The sequence below is a fragment of the Martinezella sp. CNPSo 3732 genome, assembly GCF_057784515.1.
This window is the reverse complement of sequence record NZ_JBXSOO010000002.1, coordinates 490,364-510,759: the sequence shown is the minus strand read 5'-3', so window position 1 is coordinate 510,759 and position 20,396 is coordinate 490,364. Positions and strand designations below refer to the sequence as shown.

Here is a 20,396-nt window from a genome sequence, read left to right as displayed (position 1 = left end):
AAGCGTATTCATGACGGGCAGCCCTTCCGACTCTCCCATCCGTTTCGGCGGTTCAGACGAGAGCGAACGTCCGCTCGGACGGTCGATTTCCCGCGGCATGCTGAACCGCTGCCCGCGCTGCGGCACCGGCAAACTCTTTCGCGCTTTCCTGAAGCCCGTCGACCGTTGTGCGGTCTGCGACGAAGATATCTCTCATCAACGTGCCGACGACCTGCCGCCCTATCTGGTAATCCTCGTTCTCGGCCACCTTATCGTCGGTGGCTACATGCTGACGGACATGACTTTCAAGCTGCCGCTCTGGGCGCATCTCGCCATCTGGGCACCCATCACCATTATCGCGGCGCTTGCCATCATCCAGCCGATCAAGGGCGGCGTCATCGGCCTACAATGGGCGCTGCGCATGCATGGCTTCGGCGGCCATGACGACAGCCCGGAGGAATGGGATCAAGGGAACGATCGTTCGTGACGATAGGTGCCCGCCCCCGAAGCCGGCCAGCGCCCATGGCCGAAGTTGTCTTGCGACATCTCACCCTTCTATCGGGAATCGTCGCCGATTCGACCGATATTCGCCATTCGCGCGAGCTCGTTCATCAGCAACGGCTTGACATCGGCAGCATTTCTTGTCTGAACATGCCGCGCGTCAAGGGGACTGTTCCGGAGGGTTTGACCGATCTCATGAAAGCCGACCCGTCAACTGAATTTGGCCGAGCCGTGCCTTTCTATGTTGCGCATCCGGATCGATTCGCCTGCCTCATGCTCCAGGATTTAGTTTATGCTTGAACCGACGAACGACAAGGCCGGCCATGTCGAAGAAATTCACTGGCCGTCGCTCGTCGCGGCCATTGCCTCCGTGTCGGCCGTGGGCATCGCCATCGGGCTGGGCCTGCCGCTTCTCAGCATCATTCTTGAAAAGCGTGGCATTCCCTCGAGCCTGATCGGCCTCAACACGGCGATGATGGGAGTAGCCTCGATGCTGGCCGCGGTCATCACGACCAAGCTCGCGCACCGCTTCGGCGTCGTACAAACGATGATCTGTGCGGTCTTTCTCTCGGCGTTAAGCTCACTCGGCTTCTATTATGCCGAGAACCTGCTTTTATGGTTCCCGCTGCGTATCGTCTTCCATGGGGCGACGACAACGCTCTTCATCCTGTCGGAATTCTGGATCAACGCGGCCTCGCCGCCTTCCAAGCGCGGCTTCGTGCTCGGCCTTTATTCCACGGTGTTCTCGCTCGGCTTTGCGGCCGGCCCCCTGCTCTTCTCCGTGGTCGGCAGCGAGGGCTTGCTGCCCTTCATCGTCGGCGCCTGCATCATCCTGGCGGCCGCCATTCCGATCTTCATTGCCCGCAATGAGAGCCCGATCGTCGACGAAAAGCCGGAATTGCATTTCGTGCGCTACATCTTCCTGGTGCCAACGGCGACGGCCGCGGTGTTCGTGTTCGGCGCAGTCACCGTCGGCGGCGGCTCGCTCTTCACCAGCTATGCGACACGTCTCGGCTTCAACGAATCACAGGCCGCATTGCTGCTGACCGTCATGGGCGTCGGCAATTTCGTGTTCCAGATCCCGCTAGGCCTGCTTGCCGACCGGATGCGCGACAAGCGTCCGCTTTTGTCGATCATGGCGACCATCGGGCTTGTTGGCGCGCTTCTATTGCCCTCCCTGTCATCGAACTGGATCATTCTTGCCATCATCCTGCTCTTCTGGGGTGGCTGCGTTTCCGGCATGTATACGGTTGGCCTCAGTCACCTCGGCACGCGATTGACCGGCGTCGATCTCGTCGCCGCCAATGCGGCCTTCGTTTTCTGTTACGCCGTCGGCATGGTTCTCGGCCCGCCGACGATCGGTACGGCTATGGATCTCGCCAATCCCAGCGGCTTTGCCTGGGCTGTGGCGTTTTTCTTCGGTCTTTATGTCCTGCTTTCGGGGATACGCCTGCTTTTCATGGGCAACAGAGGTTGACTTTTCGGGCGCGATTTGTATTTTCGCGCCAGAATTCGCCGTGGACCTCCGCACTGGCCGTCCACGGCGTTCATTTTTATTAAAGGCAGGACGACCATGGCCAAGGCTACCACCATCAAGATCAAGCTGCTGTCGACGGCCGACACCGGTTTCTTCTACGTCACGACGAAGAACAGCCGTACGATGACGGACAAGATGACGAAGACGAAGTACGACCCGATTGCTAAGAAGCACGTCGAGTTCAAGGAAACGAAGATCAAGTAAGTTTCCTAAACTTCAGGTTACAAAAAGGTGCTAAACCCTAGGGTTGGCGCCTTTTTTTGTTTTGTCGGTATCGCCTCGCTCGGCGTCCGATTTTGCGACATCAGTCGGAAAATTCCCAAGTTGAGTAATGGCTTGCCATACCGACGGAAAAGAAAAACGCCGCCTCCGATGAACGAAGGGCGGCGTTTTAAAATTGGGGGCCGGCTAGCCTGCAAAACGGCACGAGGAACCGTTATCTTCTGCCTGCCAGCCGACCGACCCCACGACCCAGGAGATGCGGCGGACCTGAGCATCATGGGGTATCTTGGAGCCCTTGCGGGTTGTCCATGTACGAGACTAAATTCGCGCGAAATCGAAAGAAAATCAACAAATTCTTAATGATAAAAAATGCTTGTCTGCTCGGATGGTTAAAATTCATGACTTTGGTGGAAAGGAATATCCAATAGTCTTAGTGAAATAAACTCAAGAAACCATCAAGAATAAAGTGATAACGCCTCCTTTGGTAGAAAAGATCGAATACAGATATTCAAGAGCATTTGCATATACAAATTACATTCAGTTAATTCGTCACCTTCCAACGGACATCGCATCAACAAGCCGCCAAAAAAACAAAACTATATACCGACACAACAGAAATATTTCGAAGGTACCCTAAAAGCGAACGCATCTATCAAATTCAAAAGTATAAGTATGCAGCGTTTCTTTAAAACGGGGCTATGTGGTCATGCTCGCAGGCTACGAAACAAAAAATTTGAATTGTTGTTCAAAACTTGAAAAATACCCTCAATATTCATGGGTAGCCGCATTTTTCCGCCATTCAGCTTAGGCCGCCGAAGCTACAACCCTGTTGCGTCCTGCTCTTTTGGCCTCGTAAAGCGCGAGGTCCGCCTGCTTCATCAACTGCTCCGGCGTCTCGATTGTCTCCAAACGGCACGAAATTCCGAAGGATGCAGTGATGTTAAGCGCAACACCGTTTTCGCGTAATTTCACCGGCATATTTTCTACCGCAGCGCGTAGGCGTTCCGCGACTGCGGCGGCCGTATCGGCCGGCGTATCCGGCATGACCACAACGAACTCCTCGCCTCCATAACGGCATGCGAGATCTGCGCCGCGCACCGTGGAACGGATTCTCGCCGCAAATTCCTTGAGAACTTCATCGCCGGCATCGTGGCCATGGGTGTCGTTGACGGTCTTGAAGCGATCGATATCGGTAATCAATATCGAGAGCGGCCGGCCCCGTGCCAAGGAGCGGTCGAAAAGCACCTTGAGGTGATTGTCGAGATAGCGCCTGTTATGCAGCCCGGTGAGCGCGTCGGTGACGGCAAGCTCGATCGTCTGCTGTACGCTGGCGCGCAGGCGATCATTATAGCGTTTGCGGCGTATCTGCGTGAGGCAGCGTGCGACAAGTTCGTTCGGATCGATCGGCCGGACGATATAATCGTTGACGCCGAGATCCAGCGCGCGGACGATCATGTCGTCTGCGCCCTGCTCCGTCACCAGCAGCACGGGCAGAAAACGCGTGCGCTCCAGCGAACGAAGCTGCGAGCAGAGCCGCAGCGGGTCGTAGTCGTCGAAATTCGAATTGACGATGACGAGCTCGAACGGCCGTTCGGCGGCTTCGAATAAAGCCGCCTGCGGATCGGACATCGCGACGACCTGGGCAATCGGCTTGAGCGTGCGGATGATGCGCTCCTGCGAATTGGCTCGGCCATCGACCAGCAGTACCTGACCGGTTTCCTCGGTGCGGCCGTCGCCAGCTCGCATCAGATCGTCGATACCGAAATTGCGCGCGGTCTCGTTGCGCATATGCAGCTCGTCGCTCAATGTCTTCAAGCGGAGCAGGCTCTTGACGCGCGAGATGAGCTGGAGGTCATTGACGGGCTTGGTCAGGAAATCGTCAGCACCGGCCTTGAGGCCGCGCACACGGTCGGCGGGCTGATCGAGTGCCGTGACCATGACGACGGGGATATGGGCGGTGCGGGGATCGGATTTCAGGCGTTCGCACACCTCAAAACCATCCATGCCGGGCATCATAATATCAAGAAGAATGAGATCGACCTGCGTACTCGCGCAAATGGCGAGCGCCTTTACGCCGTCTTCGGCTGTCAGCACTTCGAAATATTCGGCAAGCAGCCGCGCTTCCAGAAGCTTCACATTGGCCGGAATATCGTCGACTACCAGAATGCGTGCGGTCATCAGCTCTTCCCCATCATCAGGCGTCGCCCAGATAGGTCTTTATGGTCTCAATGAATTTCGGCACCGAAATCGGTTTCGAGACATAGGCCTCGCACCCGCCCTGGCGAATGCGCTCCTCATCGCCCTTCATGGCGAAGGCCGTGACCGCGATCACAGGGATCACGTGCAGGTCGTCGTCTTCCTTCAGCCACTTGGTGACTTCCAGGCCGGAAACCTCCGGCAGCTGGATATCCATGAGAATCAGGTCCGGGCGATGCTTGCGAGCGAGATCGAGCGCTTCCATGCCGTTGCGGGTCTGGATCGTCGTATAGCCGGACGCCTCGATCAGATCGCGAAAGAGCTTCATATTCAGCTCATTGTCTTCTACAATCATTACCTGCTTAGGCATGGAAAGCTGTCCCTGCATCCGGTATTGCATCCATTCTCTCGAAATATAGGGTCGCGAGGAACCGATTCCAGAAATAGTTGAATCGCAAACTACCGGCATTTGGTTGAAAAATAGGTAACTCACCCTTCAAAATGCAAAGTAACTTCAAGAACCCGAAGAAGAGCGCGGCCGACCCGCAAGAGACTGCCATTGCCGTACTCGGCTGGCTTGCCAATGAACCGGATATGTTCGGCCGCTTCCTGTCGTTGACCGGCGTAGAGCCGGCACAGGTGCGTAACGCCATCAACGAGCCCGCCTTTCTTGCCGGCATGCTCGACTTCCTCATGAACCACGAACCGACATTGCTGGCCTTCTGCGAGGCCAGCGGCATTCCGCCGGAGGCCGTCGCTACCGCATCGGCGCATTTTTCGCCGCCCGGCCTTGCCTCTGGAGAATACTGATCATGGATGCCCCGATCGAATTCGACGTATCGCATATCCGGCTGCAGGAGCGGCCGTTGATCGTTTGCGATGTCGACGATGTTGTCTTGCATTTCTTTGCGCCCTTCCTGACCTTCATCGACGCCGAAGGCCATGAATTCCTGCCGCGTTCCTTCCGGCTGACGGGCAACATCGTCTCCAAGGCCAATGGTTCCGCGCTGGAAGAAAAGGACGTTCACCGGCTGATCGAGGCTTTCTTCGAGGCGCAGGAACAATGGCAGACACCGCTTGATCGCGTTGTCGATACGCTCGGCGAATTCTCGAAAGACGCCGACATCGTTTTCCTCACGGCCATGCCACCGCAATTCTGGGAGCAGAGACGGCGGCTCCTCGACAGACTCGAGCTTGCCTATCCGTTGCTCGCGTCGCTGCGGCCGAAGGGGCCGATCGTGCGTTCGCTTCATCGACAGCGCGAAACGCCCGTCGCCTTCGTCGACGACATGGCCCACAACCTGCATTCGGTCAGCGAGCATGTTCCGGAGTGCCTCCTCATCAATTTGAAACCGGATTCCATTGTCCACCGCATGGCGCCGGCCGCCGCCGCGGGTATTCCGGAAGCCAATGAATGGGGCCAGGCAGCGCCGCTGATCCAGGCTCACATCGCGCGCTGACCTCACCGGAACCATCACCTTTCAAAGGACCAGGCGCATCAGAGGCCTGCCATCTTTCCGCTTCGCAACTTCGGAAAATCCGGCGGCCTCGAATATGCGCTGCGAACCGACATAGAGGCCTACGGATTTCGACTGCTTCGTACGCTCGATCGGACAGCCCTCCAACAGCTGTGCGCCGGAGGCGCGGGCGAAATTCACGGCTTCCGACAGCATGCGATGGCTATGCCCCTTGCCGCGATCCTTCGAATTTATGAAGAAGCAGCTCACCGCCCAGACGGAACTATCTTCCGCATCGGCTGGATCGAGCGGACGAGACACCGTTTTCGGCGAGTTCCATTGCGGCAACTCTGCACGCGGACCAACCTGCACCCAGGCGATTGGTTGCCCATCCTTGTAGCCCAGAAGACCGGGCGGCGGCCCGATCGAGATTCGCTCGCGGATCAACTGCTTCTTTGCTGCTGCGTCCATCGTCTTGCGCTGCGATGTCGGGACACGGAAATAGGTGCACCAACAACCATAACAAGCGCCGCTTGGTCCAAAGAGCGCCTCGAAATCGTTCCAGCGATCCGAAGTCAATGGCTGCACGAATAAGTTCTGCACTCGCGCCTCCCCGGCGGTTTTCCAGCTTGAGACTCGTGAGCTTAGATCATAAAGTGGCGATGTTCAATTTTTGTTCTCGCTCGATGACCCATGCGCCCGACAATATCTCCGGCTTCTGTCGCGATTGTTTGAGCGAGCAATCGGCCACGCGCATGCGCTGCCGGAGCTGCGGCAGCCCTCGCCTCGTTTACCACCGGGAACTCTACGCACTGACGCTGGCGCATATCGATTGCGATGCTTTTTATGCCTCCATCGAGAAACGCGACAATCCGGAGCTGGCCGACAAGCCCGTTATCATCGGTGGCGGCAAGCGCGGCGTCGTCTCCACCGCCTGTTATATCGCCCGCATCCATGGGGTGCGCTCCGCCATGCCGATGTTCAAGGCGCTGGAAGCGTGCCCGCAGGCCGTCGTCATCCGGCCCAATATGGAGAAATACGTGCGCATCGGCCGCGAAGTTCGAGGCATGATGCAGGACCTGACGCCGCTGGTTCAGCCGCTTTCGATCGACGAAGCCTTTCTCGAGCTCGACGGCACACAGCGGCTCCATCACGATCCGCCAGCGCGCATCCTCGCCAAGTTCGCCAAGCGGGTGGAGCAGGAAATCGGCATTACCATCTCCGTCGGGCTTTCCTACTGCAAGTTCCTCGCCAAAGTGGCCTCCGACCTGCAAAAGCCGCGAGGCTTCTCCGTTATCGGCAAGGAAGAGGCCCTCTCCTTTCTCGAGCCACGATCGGTCACGACCATCTGGGGAGTAGGCAAGGCCTTTGCCGCGACGCTGGAAAGCGACGGCATTCGCACCATCGGTCAATTGCAGGCCATGGAGGAAGGCGACCTCATGCGCCGTTACGGTGTGATCGGCCAACGGCTTTTCCGCCTCTCGCGCGGGATCGACGACCGAACTGTGCATCCAAACGAAGCGGCGAAAAGCGTGTCTTCCGAAACCACCTTCTTCGAAGACATCTGGCGCCATGAGGATCTCGTGCCGATCCTGCGCGACCTCTCCGAGAAGGTTTCACGACGTCTGAAGCGCAGCGGCATTGCCGGCCAGACAGTCGTGCTGAAGCTGAAAACCTCGGATTTCAAGATTCGCACACGCAATCGTCGGCTGGAAGATCCGACCCAACTGGCGGACCGGATTTTCCGCACCGGTCTGAGGCTGCTCGAACCCGAAACGGACGGCACGAAATTCCGTCTCATCGGTATCGGCGTCACCGATCTTGGCGATGCCGGGCGCGCAGATCCGCCCGATCTTATCGACGTTCAGGCCACGCGACGGGCCGCTGCGGAAGCAGCCATGGACAAGCTGCGAGAAAAATTCGGCAACAAGACTGTCGAAACCGGCTACACGTTTGGTGACAAAAACCATAAATAACAATTATTTAACACAAGTCACCAGATGGAGATTTTTGGCAGTGGCCCAAATAATCGCAGCCCGCGCGCGTTTCTTTCGCGCGAGAAAGCTCGGATTCAAACTTTTTTGGTAAATTTCCATTAGGACTTGGATTCTGTAACTTTCCGGCGGCGTGAACTCGTCGCCTCTGGTGTTTTGCGTACGGGTTCCTATGCGTCTATTGGCTGTATCGACCATTTTTCTCGCCTGCCTGACGATTTCAGGCTGCGCCGCCCGAGGTGAGCGCGAAGCCGCGCAAGCCGCCCCGCCTTCGAAAGAATTGACCGGTTCCATCACAAAGACCAGTAGGGTCGTGCCTTCGGTCGAAATCGGCGAAACCGTTTCGCGTGTCGAGCGGCAGCAAGCGCTCGCGGTCGCGATGCCGACGAATCTCCGGCCTGAGGGACTTATGCCCTCCGACCAGAGTGGAGACGATGACGCACCAGTCCCGCTGCAACGGCCGCTCGCCATGCTCTCGCCATCGAATCCGGTGCCCCGCGCCCTGCGGCAGCAGCCGATGCAGATCTATAGCCATCGCTTCCGCGATGCCAAGCCTATCAACTTCGGTACGTCCACCTCGCCTCGGAAGCTCGCCGTCCATGGCGTCGACGTCTCGCGCTGGCAGGGCGAGATCGACTGGGATACGCTGCGCACCCAGGGTGCGAACTTCGTCTACATCAAGGCGACCGATGGCGGCGATCATCTCGATCCCATGTTCAAGAAGAACTGGCGGGCCGCCCAGCAGGCCGGCCTGAAGCATGGCGCCTATCATTTCTTCTATTGGTGCCGGACTGCCGGAGAGCAGGCCGACTGGTTCATCCGCAATGTTCCGAAGGAAGCTGGTGCTTTGCCGCCAGTCATCGACGTCGAATGGAACGGCGAGTCGAGCTGCAAGCGGCGTCCTTCGCGTGAGCAGGTTCTCGCCAAGATGCAGGTGTTCATGGACAAGCTGGAAAAGCATTACGGCCAACGCCCGATCGTCTACACGGCTCCGGATTTCTATCGCGACAATCTGAGCGGCGAGCTACTCGACTATCCCTTCTGGCTGCGCGCCGTGGCTCAACATCCGTCCAAGGTCTATCCGGGCCGTAAATGGCTGTTCTGGCAATATTCCAGCTCCGGTGTATCCCACGGCGTCGAAGGCAGGATCGACCTTAACGCCTTCCACGGCAGCGAGCAGGACTGGCACAACTGGGTGGCGTCCAGCGTCCACTGATTCCTTGTCAGTTCAAGTTTTCAATCATCGCCGAAGCAGAGTTTGAACGCTCCGCTTCGGCGATGCTGCATTGGGCTAGCGTTTGGCGAACTCACGCTTTTATGGACGCGGGAAGGCATTAGGTTTCGGCAAGTCTTCCTTAAACTTCGAAGTCTAACCTCACGTACAACGAGTATTGCGTTTTGGTTGTATCTATGAAGCCATTTTTGTTGCTGGGGCTCGCGCTGGTGTCAGCCACCGCCCTTTACCATCCCGTCTTTGCCGCGCCGGATGCCCGCACCTTGCAGATCGTGGTGTCGAAAGACAGGCAGTCGCTTGCGGTTTATGACGGTGACAAGGTGATCGCGACCTCGAAGGTTTCCACCGGCAAGCGCGGCCACACGACGCCGAGCGGTATCTTCTCCATTCTGGAAAAGAAGGTCTATCACGAGTCCAATCTCTATTCGGCCGCGCCCATGCCCTTCATGCAGAGGCTGACCTGGTCGGGAATCGCGCTGCACGAATCAAACTCGGTGCCGAATTATCCGGCGTCCCATGGCTGCGTGCGCATGCCGAAGGCCTTTGCCAAGATGCTTTACCAGATGACCGAGCGCGGCGTGCATGTCGTCATCGCCAATCAGCCGCTGGTGCCGCAGCCCTTCGAAAATTCGATGCTGTTCCAGCCGCTGCCAGCTCCGCCGCCGGCGCTGTTTTCCGGCATCGAACTTCGTCCGATGACCGCGAGCTTCCTGCCGCAGGCACAACAGCTGCAGGTCGCGACGAACGACGTAACCTCGATCCAGATACCGAAGGCGCAGGAAACCATGGCGCTGCCAGCCGATCCCGCGCCGCTCAGCATCCTCATCACCCGACGTGGTCTGCGAGAAAACGTCCGCGACCTGCAGGGAATCCTGAATGGCATGGGCTTTATCACCGGAACACCCGACGGCATGCTCGGGCCTGCGACAGTGCAGGCGATCGAGGACTTCAAGAAGGCGCATGACATCAAGACGACGGGCGGCCTCGTCAGCCCCGCGCTGATGAAGGCAGTCTATGCCGCGGCCGGCAAAGGCGAACCGCCGAACGGCGCGATCATGGTCCGGCAGAACTTCAAGCCGCTCTTCGAAGGACCGGCCATCATTGCCGAGCCGCAGGAGGCGCTCGGCGTGCATTTCTTCACCGCCAACGCGATCGACCGGATCAGCGGCAAGGCCGACTGGTTCGGCATGACGCTCGAGGAAGATCTGAGCAAGCAGACGAAGAAGCGCTACGGCATCACCAGCGAGGAACAATCGCAATCGTTCGACGCAGCGGGACAGGCGCTTAATCGCATCACCATTCCTGACGATATCCGTCACCGCATCGAGGATCTGCTGACCGCGGGATCGTCGCTGACGATTTCCGATACCGGCGTCGGACCGGAAACGGGCAACGAGACCGATTTCATTACGATCACCAACAACGGTGCGCTTGGTAAAAAAGGTTAAACAAGCTCCACCTCGATCACGCCGGGTGCCGTGCGCAAGGCAGCGGCGATTTCAGGCGTGATGCGATATTTCTCCGGCAGTGCCACCTCGACCTCTCGCAAGCCCTCTTCCTTGATGACAATGAAGGAAACGAGGCCGTCGCCTTTCGTGTTCAGATGCGCGGCAACGGCTTTCAGCGGGCCTGAATCGCGGACGTAGACGCGCAGCGCCTTCTGCATCTGCAGCGACTTCTCCTCCAGCGACTGTGCCGTCTGCAGGCGCAGGCTGATGCCTTCCGGGCGCTCGTCCGCTTGGGCCGTGATCACGAAGGATTTGCCGACTTCGAGCACGTCGCGATACTGGTTGAGCGTTTCCGAGAAGAGCACGGCTTCGAACTGGCCTGAAGCATCAGAGAAGACGAAAATCCCCATCTTGTTGCCGGTGCGCGTCTTGCGCTCCTGCTTCGAGATGACAGTACCAGCGAGACGTCCGTTGCTGGCACCCTGCTTCACCGCGGCGGAAAAATCGGCGAAAGGCTGCACGCGCATCTTGTCGAGCACGCTCTTATAGGTATCGAGCGGATGTGCCGTCAGATAGAAGCCGAGCACCTGGAATTCTCGCAGCAGACGCTCCGAGGCGAGCCAGGGCGTATAGGGCGGGAACACGATCTTTTCCGGGCCGGAGGCCGCGCTTCCGAACATATCATGCTGGCCGCTGCGCTTATTTTCCTGTGCCACCTGGGCATAGCCCATGATGCGGTCGAGGCCGGCGATCAGCTGGGCGCGGTCGATCTCGAAACAATCAAAAGCGCCGGCGCAGATCAGACTTTCCAGAACGCGGCGGTTGATCTGCTTGGGATCGATGCGCAGGCAGAAATCTTCGATGCCGGCGAAGGGTTGGTCGCCACGCACCTCGACGATATGGTCGACGGCGGATTCACCGACGCCCTTGATGGCGGCCAGTGCATAATAGATGCGATTGTCGCCGGTCTCGAAATGGCGGAACGAAGTCTGCACAGAGGGGGCGATGACCTCGATGCCCAGCCGTTTGGCATCCTGGCGGAAGTCGTTGACCTTCTCGGTATTGGACATATCGAGCGTCATCGACGCGGCCAGGAACTCCACCGGATAATGTGCCTTCATATAGGCGGTCTGGTAGGAGACGATGGCGTAGGCTGCGGCGTGCGATTTGTTGAAGCCGTAGTTGGCGAACTTGGCGAGCAGATCGAAGATAACGTCGGCCTGCCCCTTCGACACACCGTTCTTGATGGCGCCGTCGACGAAGCGCTCGCGCTGCTGGTCCATCTCCGCCTTGATCTTCTTACCCATGGCGCGGCGCAGAAGATCCGCTTCGCCGAGCGAATAGCCGGAAAGCACCTGGGCGACCTGCATCACCTGTTCCTGGTAGACGATAACGCCCTGGGTTTCCTTCAGAAGATAGTCGATCTTCGGGTGGATCGACTCGATCTCTTCCTCGCCGTGCTTGCGGGCGTTATAGACCGGGATATTCTCCATCGGACCGGGACGATAGAGGGCAACCAGCGCGATGATATCCTCAATGCAGTCAGGACGCATGCCGATCAGCGCCTTGCGCATGCCCGCACTTTCCACCTGGAACACGCCGACCGTCTCGCCGCGCGAGAGCATGTCATAGCTCGGTTTGTCGTCGAGCGGTATGCCGGCAAGATCGATCGAGATGCCGCGCTTGGCAACGAAATCCACGGCGGTCTTGAGGACGGTCAGCGTCTTAAGACCAAGGAAGTCGAACTTCACCAACCCAGCCTGCTCCACCCATTTCATGTTGAACTGGGTGACCGGCATGTCGGAGCGCGGATCGCGATACATCGGTACGAGCTTCGACAGCGGACGGTCGCCGATGACGATACCGGCGGCGTGTGTCGAGGCGTGGCGATAGAGACCTTCGATCTTCTGGGCGATATCGAGAAGACGGGCGACGACCGGCTCCTTGTCCGCCTCCTCCTGCAAGCGCGGCTCCTCCTCGATCGCCTTGCTCAGCGGCGTCGGATTGGCGGGATTGTTCGGCACCAGCTTGCAGATCTTGTCGACCTGGCCGTAGGGCATTTCCAGCACGCGGCCAACGTCGCGCAAGGCGGCACGCGCCTGCAGCGAACCGAAGGTGATGATTTGCGCCACCTGCTCGCGGCCATATTTGGCCTGCACATAGCGGATCACCTCTTCGCGCCGATCCTGGCAGAAGTCGATATCGAAGTCCGGCATCGAGACGCGTTCCGGGTTGAGGAAGCGCTCGAACAGCAGCGAGAAGCGCAGCGGATCGACGTCCGTGATGGTCAGAGCATAGGCGACCAGCGAACCCGCACCGGAACCGCGGCCTGGGCCGACGGGGATATCATGACGCTTGGCCCATTTGATGAAGTCGGCAACGATCAGGAAGTAGCCGGGAAACTTCATGCGTTCGATGACGCTGAGTTCGAACTCCAGGCGGTCGCGATATTCCTTCTCCTCGTAACCCGGCGCCATGCCGAGCGAGGCGAGACGCTGCTCGAGACCCTCGATTGCCTGGGCGCGCAACTCGGCCGCCTCGGCGCGTCCAGCCTCTTCGGGATCGTCCGTCGCCCCGGTAAAGCGCGGGAGGATCGGAGAGCGTGTCTTCAACACGAAGGAGCACCGACGGGCGATCTCGACCGTGTTCTCAAGCGCTTCCGGCAAGTTGGCGAAGAGCTTCGCCATGTCGGCACGGCTCTTGAGATAATGATCCGGCGTCAGGCGGAACCGCGTATCGTCCGAGACGATGGCATTGTGGGCAACCGCCATCAAGGCGTCGTGCGCATCATAATCGTCGCGCGCCGGGAAAAAGGCTTCGTTGGTGGCAACGAGCGGAATCTCATGCTCGTAAGCCATCGCGATCATCTTCTGCTCGTGGCGACGATCATAGGTGCCATGACGCTGCAATTCGAGATAAAGCCTGTCACCGAACAGTTGTTTCAGCCTCAAAAGCCGGGAAAGCGCCTGCGGCGCATGGCCTTCCTTCAACGCCATATCGACTGGGCCGGTCAGCGAACCGGTGAGCGCGATCAATCCTTCCGTACCGATCTCGTCCAGCCATGAGGCTGTAATGTGAACGGCATGGTTACCTTCGCCGCCGAGATAGGCACGGCTGACGAGATCGACGAGGCGCTCATATCCCTGTTCGGTGGCGGCAAGCAGCACGATGGACGGCAGCTTCGCCAAAGCCTGCTGCGGCCCACGCTTCTCGCCCTCGCCGCCATCCTCCATATCGATCGATACCTGACAGCCGATGATCGGCTGCAGCCCCTCATCCATCGCCTTCTGCGAGAATTCCAGAGCAACGAACAGATTGTTGGTATCGGTGATGGCAATGGCCGGCTGACTGTCCCCAGCCGCCTTGGCCAATATCTTCTTGAGCGGCAATGCGCCCTCTAGCAGAGAATAGGCAGAATGAACCCTGAGGTGCACGAATTCCGGCATTTCGCCGACCGGCGCTGCCGCGCCGCTGCCACCTGCATCCGCCATTTCATACCTTTCCGCACGCCTGAATGAATCAGCGACATTTTCGGCATTGCGGACCGTAAAGTCCAGAAGTTGCTCCCATCAAATATGGGAACAGCATGTGCAAACGGGGGATAAAATTTACATTGCCATCATGATGAGGGAAAAGCTGGCAACGAACATGACGATGGAAGTGAATGCTGCAACGTCTCGAATAATGTCGGTCATTTAGGCGCTCCTTACTCGTTATGTTCTTTTTTTGTTCTATTTTTGTTCGAGAGTCAATAGATGGATCAAGAAATTTCATCAGGCGACTTTTTAGCCTGCAATGGACGCCGGCGCGGCCGGGCGCTATGCAAAGGCAAACCGGGAGATCACGATGAAGTCACTTGGCTGCGCTCTCATTCTTCTTTTGACCGCAATCGCGGCTCGCGCCGAAAAAACCATTGCTTCCGACCGCATCATTGACGCGGCGATCGGCGATTGGAACAAGGACGGTAAGCCGGACCTTGCGTTACTGGTGACGATGCCGCCGAATGACCATGCCGATTATGAGATCGGGATCTATATCTATCTCCGCGACAAGGAACATGAGCTGCTCAAGTTGGCCGCCGCCGCCCCTGATAAGGTATGGGGCCGCGCTGAGCCTGATGGCATCTACGGCCAGGAACCATCGATCGCCGCACTGCCGAACGGTTCAATCGCGATCACCTCGCAGAACGATGCTATCGGGCGCGACCGATGGCATCAAACGCTGACGCTCGCCTACCGCAACAGCGCATTTTTGGTTGCCGGCTATGGCTACGATTTTCGTGACAACCTCGAAGCCGGTAACAGCTATAGCTGCGATTACAACGTTCTGACCGGCAGGGTAACCAAGGACGACAAGACGCTGAAGGCCGATGCCAAGACCGTCAGTATACAGGACTGGCAGGATGATATCGGTCAGAAGGCCTGCGAAAGCAGCCATCGCTAGCGCGCGTTCTCTTTTTGTTCTTTACAAATCTCGCATTGAATGGCATCTTGGCCGCTCACCAAAAATGGAGAGGGCCATGCCGGATCTTGCCGAGCTGAACGATTTTATTGTCGCCGCCAAAGCCGAGACCTATGTCGGTGACGGCGAGAGGCTGCCGTCATGCCGAAGCGGCTCGCATGACATCGGTTATACGAGCGACCGCTGGCGCTATCTCGACAGCTATTTCGGCGGCACAGATTTCGCGGGGCAGGAACTCGTCTGGCATGACGACCAGCCGGTATGGGCCATGAACTATTTCGGCCATATCGTTGAGCCCGATCTGATCGACGGAACGCGCGCCGGCATGGTCATCAAGGCTGCACTTCTGCGCCTCTATCAGGATGAAAAACGCTTTTTAGGCGGCTTCGAATTCGAACATGTCTACGGCCGCTATATCGACCGCAGCACCGGATCATGCGACCACTTTATCGGGCACGAAGCCATCATGGTGAAAGAGCACAAAGCCTATGAGCTGGATTATCGCGGTGGCCTGATCGTTCCATGACGGGGCGATCAGACTTCGACCACCTTGCCTTCGCTCAAGGTGACACGGCGATCCATGCGGGCGGCGAGTTCGTGATTGTGCGTGGCGATCAATGCTGCGAGGCCTGACTGACGCACCAGTGCTTCCAGCGCATCGAAGACGTAATGCGCCGTTGCCGGGTCGAGGTTGCCCGTGGGCTCATCCGCCAGCAGCACCAGCGGCGCATTGGCGACGGCACGGGCGATTGCGACGCGCTGCTGCTCGCCGCCGGAGAGCTCGGCGGGACGGTGATCGGCGCGATGGCCGATGCGCATGTAGTCGAGAAGCTGAGCAGCGCGCTCGCTCGCATCTTTACGCGAGAGCCCGGAAATGAGCTGCGGCATCATGATATTCTCAAGCGCCGAGAATTCCGGAAGCAGGTGGTGGAACTGATAGACGAAGCCGATCTCGCTGCGGCGCACGGCTGTACGCCTGTCGTCGGATAAGCCTTCGCAGGCCTGACCGTTGACGAGCACTTCGCCTCCATCCGGATGCTCCAGCAGCCCCGCCACATGCAGAAGCGTCGATTTACCCGTGCCTGACGGCGCGACGAGCGCAACGATCTCGCCGCTGTGCAGGGTGAAATCGGCCCCCTTCAAGATCGACAGGCTCGTCTCTCCCTGCCCGTAATGACGCTCCACGCCAGAGAGCTGGAGAACGACGTTGCGTTTCATCAAATGAAATATCCTTATTCGTAGCGCAGCGCCTGCACCGGATCGAGCCGCGAGGCTCGCCAGGCCGGAAAGATGGTGGCAAGGAAGGATAGAGTGAGCGCCATCACGATGACGGAGATGGTCTCACTGAGATTCATCTGGGCCGGCAATTTGCTGAGGAAATAAACCTCCGGATTGAAAATCACGGTGCCCGAAATCCAGGAGAAGAACTGGCGTATGGATTCGATATTGAGGCAAACCAGAACGCCGAGGATGACGCCAGCGAGCGTTCCGACGACGCCGATCGCCGCGCCTGTCATGAAAAAGATGCGCATGATCGCGCCTGATGTCGCCCCCATGGTGCGCAAGATAGCTATATCGCTGCCCTTGTCTTTCACCAGCATGATCAGGCCGGAAATGATGTTCAGCGCGGCGACGAGAACGATCAGCGTCAGGATCATGAACATCGTGTTGCGCTCGACCTGCAGGGCCGAGAAGAACGTGGCGTTGACCTGCCGCCAGTCCGTCAGGAAGATCTGCCGGCCGGCCGCCTCTTCGATCTTCGGGCGCAGTTGATCGACGTCATCCGGATTGGTGATGAAGAGCTCGATCTTCTCGACAATGCCTTCAGCATTGAAGAAAACCTGCGCTTCTTCGAGCGGCATGAAGACGACGGAGGAATCATATTCCGACATGCCGACTTCGAAAATACCGGAGATCGTATAGGCTTTGACGCGCGGGTTGACACCAAAGGGCGTGACGTCGCCATCCGGCGCCGTGAGCGTGATCTGATCGCCGACCGTCAGACCCAATTGCCGGGCCAGCCGGCTGCCGACAAGAACACCCTGTCCCGAAGCGAAGCCGACTATATCTCCGGAAACGACGTGATCCGAGACCGATTTGAGCTTGGTCAGATCTTCCGCGCGGATGCCGCGCACCAATGCACCGGTGCCGGAGCCGCCGCGGCCGGAGGCGAGCGTTTCGCCCTCCACGAGCGGCAAGGCCATCGTGACGCCAGGAACTGCTGAAAATTTCTTCGCCAGATCGGCATAGTCGTTCAATGGCGAATCAATCGGCTGAACAACGACATGACCGTTGAAGCCGAGAATCTGCTTGAAGAGTTCGGCACGGAACCCATTCATCACGGCCATGACAATGATCAGCGCCGCAACGCCGAGCATGATGCCGACCAGAGAGAAGCCGGCAATGACCGAAATCGAGGCTTCCTTGCGCCGGGAGCGCAGATAACGCCAAGCCACAAGCCGTTCGAAACCGGAAAACGGGCGAGACGATGGGCCGGCCTTGAACGAATTTTCCTGCTGTTCCACTGCCGCGCTCACCGCCATTCGCCTTTCATCCTTTGTATCGTCAATCAGCCTGCCAGCCGATTGATCGCTGCCTCGACCGTCATCGTCTCGCGAGCGCCGGTCTTGCGGTCCTTGACTTCCACTTCGCCGCCCGCGATCGAACGCGGGCCAACGATGATCTGCACGGGCACGCCAATCAGATCGGCCGTGGCGAACTTCGTTCCGGCGCGCTCGTCGCGATCGTCATACAGCACGTCCTTGCCAGCCTTCGACAGCGCGGCATAGACTGTTTCGCAAGCCTCGTCGCAGGCCTGATCGCCAGCCTTCATGTTGATCACAACGACGTCAAAAGGCGCGACCGAAGCCGGCCAGATGATTCCGTTCTCGTCATGCGATGCTTCGATGATGGCGGGAACAAGGCGTGTCGGGCCGATACCGTAAGATCCCATGTGGACAGCATGTTCCTTGCCGTCCGGACCCTGTACCTTCGCACCCATCGGCTCGGAATATTTCGTGCCGAAATAGAAGATGTGGCCGACCTCGATGCCGCGCGCCGACAGGCGTTCGCCTTCGGGGATCGCGTTGAAGGCGGCTTCGTCATGCATTTCCGAGGTGGCGGCGTAGACCGAGGTCCACTTGTCGAAAATCCCCTTCAGGCCGGCGACATCATCGAAATTGGTGTCTTCGCCGGGAATGTCGAAATTGACGAAATCCTTGTGGCAGAAAACTTCCGACTCGCCGGTGTCGGCGAGAATGATGAATTCGTGGCTGAGATTGCCACCGATCGGGCCGGTATCCGCGCGCATCGGGATAGCTCTCAGGCCGAGGCGATTGAAGGTGCGCAGGTAAGCGGCGAACATCTTGTTATAAGAATGCACGGCGCCTTCCTGTGTCAGATCGAAGGAATAGGCATCCTTCATCATGAATTCGCGCGAGCGCATCGTGCCGAAACGCGGACGGATCTCGTCACGGAACTTCAGCTGGATGTGATAGAGGTTCAGCGGCAAGTCCTTGTAAGATTTGATGTAGGACCGGAAGATATCGGTGATCATCTCCTCGTTGGTCGGGCCATAGAGCATGGGCCGATCCTGCCGGTCCCTGATGCGCAGCATCTCCTTGCCATAGGCGTCATAGCGGCCGCTTTCCTGCCAAAGCTCAGCCGATTGCAGCGTCGGCATCGACAGTTCGATGGCGCCGGAGCGGTTCTGCTCTTCGCGGATGATCTTGTTGACCTTGTCCAGCACGCGCTTGCCCAATGGCAGCCAGGAATAGATGCCCTGCGACTGCTGCCGGATCATGCCGGTGCGCAGCATGAGCCGATGGGAAACAATTTCAGCCTCCTTGGGATTTTCCTTCAGGATGGGCATGAAGTAACGAGACAGACGCATGACGCTTGTTCCAGATGGTTTGACGTTCCGCTCGCGGCGGAATCGTTAGCAAATTATGTACTGGAGGCAGTTCATAACTGCTTCGGCGCAGGAAGGAAACCCGCATTCTTCAATAGAAGAATTTGATAAAAGCCTGAGAATACAGGGGATAGAGACTATTTTCGATGTTTCGAAAAAGCGCACGTTTATAAGGATTTACGACGGAAATTCGTCAACAGAAAAATTCTGCGCGACTGTAGCAAAAAAGCAAAAAAAAGGATGACAAAGCTCAATGTTTGAGCTAATTTTAGCTTACAAAAGAGGCAGGAAGGCTAAATTCTTGTCGTTTCGCGGTCAAGTCTTGGGAGGATCAGATCTTAGGCGCGCTCGTTCGCTGCCCCGGTAACGGATAAGGATCACGCGATACTTTAAAACAAGGCTTATAGCCTTGTTTTTTTTTGCTTTCTCAGCTCAGCCTCGATCGTCCAGAGATTTGCCCGAAACACTCGGCTCATGCTTCTGCTGAAATAATATACACAGCCTGTAAATTCTTTGCGCCACGCTCATGACAAGCGTGTGAAGAATTGATGGCCATCACAAGGTGCCCGCATTCCAGGCACCTTTAATCTACAGTTTTCATAGATCACTTGTAGCTTGGAACGATCTGCGGAATGGAATCTATACTCAGCCCGAAATAACGCGAGGCGATATACCAGGCGCCATAAATAAGGGCCGATACCAGCGTGGTAACGAGCACGACCCTCCAGGCACGAAATTTCGTCGGCGCGCTTTCGACCGTACCCAGGATGACATGCTCATCCTCGGCCTGAGTGCGCAGGCCAAAGGGTAGGACGGCGAAAAGCGTAATCCACCAGATGACGAAATAGACGGCGAAACCGGCGGCAATCTGCTGTGCCATTGTGCTCCCTTCGAGACGAGCCTGCTCGCCCCCTTCTCTTCCAAACTGCTTATAGGGGCAAAGCAGTCACCTTTCAAAGCGCCGATCAGCGCACTTAACGCAGATTCAGATTTTAGGCCAGTTCCGCCAAAAATCATCCGGCTCTGATGTCACACCTGCTCAAGCTCGATGAGCGTGCCGAAGAAATCCTTCGGATGCAGGAAGAGCACGGACTTGCCATGCGCGCCGATCTTCGGCTCGCCGTTACCAAGCACGCGCGCGCCCCCGGCAGCCAGCTGATCGCGTGCCACAAGGATATCCGCGACTTCGTAACAGATATGGTGCATGCCGCCATCCGGGTTCTTGGCGAGGAAGGAGGCGATGGGCGAAGCTTCGCCCAAGGGCTCGAGCAGCTCGACCTTGCTGTTCGGCAGCTCGACGAAAACGACGGTTACGCCGTGTTCCGGCAACGCCTGAGGCGCAGATACAGTTGCGCCAAGCATTTCACGATAGGCTCGGGAAGCCACGGCGATATCGGGAACGGCGATCGCGATGTGATTGATGCGTCCCAGCATGGCTCTCTCCTCCTCGATCAGAT

At 57.9% G+C, this 20,396-nt stretch carries 20 protein-coding genes; 11 read left to right on the top strand and 9 right to left on the bottom strand.

Annotated elements, in window-relative coordinates; all coding sequences use genetic code 11:
* Window positions 1–10: 10 nt before the first annotated feature.
* From AC13RM_RS07305 to rpmG, 4 genes are all read left to right on the top strand, one after another.
* Window positions 11–466 (top strand): DUF983 domain-containing protein, encoded by a 456-nt coding sequence (locus AC13RM_RS07305; RefSeq protein WP_113233023.1) that lies wholly within the window; start codon window positions 11–13, stop codon window positions 464–466.
* A gap of 35 nt (window positions 467–501) precedes the next feature.
* Window positions 502–780 carry a hypothetical protein gene (locus AC13RM_RS07300; protein ID WP_440479700.1) on the top strand — a complete coding sequence of 93 codons (279 nt, stop codon included), beginning with the start codon at window positions 502–504 and terminating at the stop codon, window positions 778–780.
* Window positions 773–1,957, top strand: coding sequence for an MFS transporter (locus tag AC13RM_RS07295; RefSeq protein WP_113233025.1), 1,185 nt, complete (start codon window positions 773–775; stop codon window positions 1,955–1,957). Before AC13RM_RS07300 ends, AC13RM_RS07295 begins: the two co-directional genes overlap by 8 nt.
* 96 nt (window positions 1,958–2,053) lie before the next feature.
* Window positions 2,054–2,221, top strand: a complete 168-nt coding sequence (rpmG, locus tag AC13RM_RS07290) for a 50S ribosomal protein L33 (protein ID WP_003587245.1) — start codon at window positions 2,054–2,056, stop codon at window positions 2,219–2,221.
* 822 nt (window positions 2,222–3,043) lie between these two features.
* Here rpmG and AC13RM_RS07285 read toward each other — a convergent pair.
* Entirely contained in the window at window positions 3,044–4,417 is a 1,374-nt protein-coding gene (locus AC13RM_RS07285; protein ID WP_488554736.1) for a PleD family two-component system response regulator, read from the bottom strand.
* Between the two features lie 16 nt (window positions 4,418–4,433).
* Window positions 4,434–4,805 (bottom strand): response regulator, encoded by a 372-nt coding sequence (locus AC13RM_RS07280; RefSeq protein ID WP_028754034.1) that lies wholly within the window; start codon window positions 4,803–4,805, stop codon window positions 4,434–4,436.
* Window positions 4,806–4,936: 131 nt separating this feature from the next.
* Here AC13RM_RS07280 and AC13RM_RS07275 point away from each other — a divergent pair, with 131 nt between their 5' ends.
* Both AC13RM_RS07275 and AC13RM_RS07270 read left to right on the top strand, forming a co-directional pair.
* Complete coding sequence (locus AC13RM_RS07275) at window positions 4,937–5,245, top strand: DUF3572 domain-containing protein (RefSeq protein WP_285174149.1); 309 nt, start codon at window positions 4,937–4,939, stop codon at window positions 5,243–5,245.
* Window positions 5,246–5,247: 2 nt separating this feature from the next.
* Window positions 5,248–5,895 (top strand): hypothetical protein, encoded by a 648-nt coding sequence (locus AC13RM_RS07270; RefSeq protein ID WP_488554735.1) that lies wholly within the window; start codon window positions 5,248–5,250, stop codon window positions 5,893–5,895.
* A 21-nt stretch (window positions 5,896–5,916) separates the two neighbouring features.
* Here the strand turns inward: AC13RM_RS07270 and AC13RM_RS07265 are convergent, their stop codons facing one another.
* Entirely contained in the window at window positions 5,917–6,495 is a 579-nt protein-coding gene (locus AC13RM_RS07265) for a GNAT family N-acetyltransferase (RefSeq protein ID WP_488554734.1), read from the bottom strand.
* A gap of 83 nt (window positions 6,496–6,578) precedes the next feature.
* On the opposite strand from AC13RM_RS07265, the gene AC13RM_RS07260 reads away from it, so the two are divergent.
* From AC13RM_RS07260 to AC13RM_RS07250, 3 genes are all read left to right on the top strand, one after another.
* Complete coding sequence (locus AC13RM_RS07260; protein WP_488554824.1) at window positions 6,579–7,868, top strand: DNA polymerase IV; 1,290 nt, start codon at window positions 6,579–6,581, stop codon at window positions 7,866–7,868.
* 190 nt (window positions 7,869–8,058) lie between these two features.
* Entirely contained in the window at window positions 8,059–9,102 is a 1,044-nt protein-coding gene (locus AC13RM_RS07255) for a glycoside hydrolase family 25 protein (RefSeq protein WP_488554733.1), read from the top strand.
* Between the two features lie 194 nt (window positions 9,103–9,296).
* Entirely contained in the window at window positions 9,297–10,568 is a 1,272-nt protein-coding gene (locus AC13RM_RS07250) for a L,D-transpeptidase family protein (protein WP_285174146.1), read from the top strand.
* Here the strand turns inward: AC13RM_RS07250 and dnaE are convergent.
* Entirely contained in the window at window positions 10,565–14,059 is a 3,495-nt protein-coding gene (dnaE, locus tag AC13RM_RS07245; RefSeq protein ID WP_488554732.1) for a DNA polymerase III subunit alpha, read from the bottom strand. The two genes, AC13RM_RS07250 and dnaE, sit on opposite strands and share 4 nt — an antisense overlap.
* 355 nt (window positions 14,060–14,414) lie before the next feature.
* Here dnaE and AC13RM_RS07240 point away from each other — a divergent pair, with 355 nt between their 5' ends.
* Together AC13RM_RS07240 and AC13RM_RS07235 are read left to right on the top strand one after the other, a co-directional pair.
* Window positions 14,415–15,011: a hypothetical protein gene (locus AC13RM_RS07240; protein ID WP_374816896.1), complete on the top strand. Its 597-nt coding sequence runs from the start codon at window positions 14,415–14,417 to the stop codon at window positions 15,009–15,011.
* A 76-nt stretch (window positions 15,012–15,087) separates the two neighbouring features.
* Window positions 15,088–15,555 carry a DUF5680 domain-containing protein gene (locus tag AC13RM_RS07235; protein WP_113233033.1) on the top strand — a complete coding sequence of 156 codons (468 nt, stop codon included), beginning with the start codon at window positions 15,088–15,090 and terminating at the stop codon, window positions 15,553–15,555.
* 8 nt (window positions 15,556–15,563) lie between these two features.
* On the opposite strand, the gene AC13RM_RS07230 is transcribed toward AC13RM_RS07235, so the two are convergent.
* The 5 genes from AC13RM_RS07230 to mce all read right to left on the bottom strand — a co-directional run bounded on the left by AC13RM_RS07230 (window position 15,564) and on the right by mce (window position 20,373).
* Window positions 15,564–16,247 (bottom strand): ABC transporter ATP-binding protein, encoded by a 684-nt coding sequence (locus AC13RM_RS07230; RefSeq protein ID WP_285174145.1) that lies wholly within the window; start codon window positions 16,245–16,247, stop codon window positions 15,564–15,566.
* A 14-nt stretch (window positions 16,248–16,261) separates the two neighbouring features.
* On the bottom strand, window positions 16,262–17,572 hold the full coding sequence (locus AC13RM_RS07225) for a lipoprotein-releasing ABC transporter permease subunit (protein WP_285174144.1): 1,311 nt from the start codon (window positions 17,570–17,572) through the stop codon (window positions 16,262–16,264).
* Between the two features lie 26 nt (window positions 17,573–17,598).
* Window positions 17,599–18,921, bottom strand: coding sequence for a proline--tRNA ligase (gene proS, locus AC13RM_RS07220; RefSeq protein ID WP_374816895.1), 1,323 nt, complete (start codon window positions 18,919–18,921; stop codon window positions 17,599–17,601).
* Between the two features lie 622 nt (window positions 18,922–19,543).
* Complete coding sequence (locus AC13RM_RS07215) at window positions 19,544–19,819, bottom strand: DUF1467 family protein (RefSeq protein WP_374816894.1); 276 nt, start codon at window positions 19,817–19,819, stop codon at window positions 19,544–19,546.
* 149 nt (window positions 19,820–19,968) lie between these two features.
* Complete coding sequence (mce, locus tag AC13RM_RS07210) at window positions 19,969–20,373, bottom strand: methylmalonyl-CoA epimerase (protein WP_374816893.1); 405 nt, start codon at window positions 20,371–20,373, stop codon at window positions 19,969–19,971.
* Window positions 20,374–20,396 lie beyond the last annotated feature (23 nt).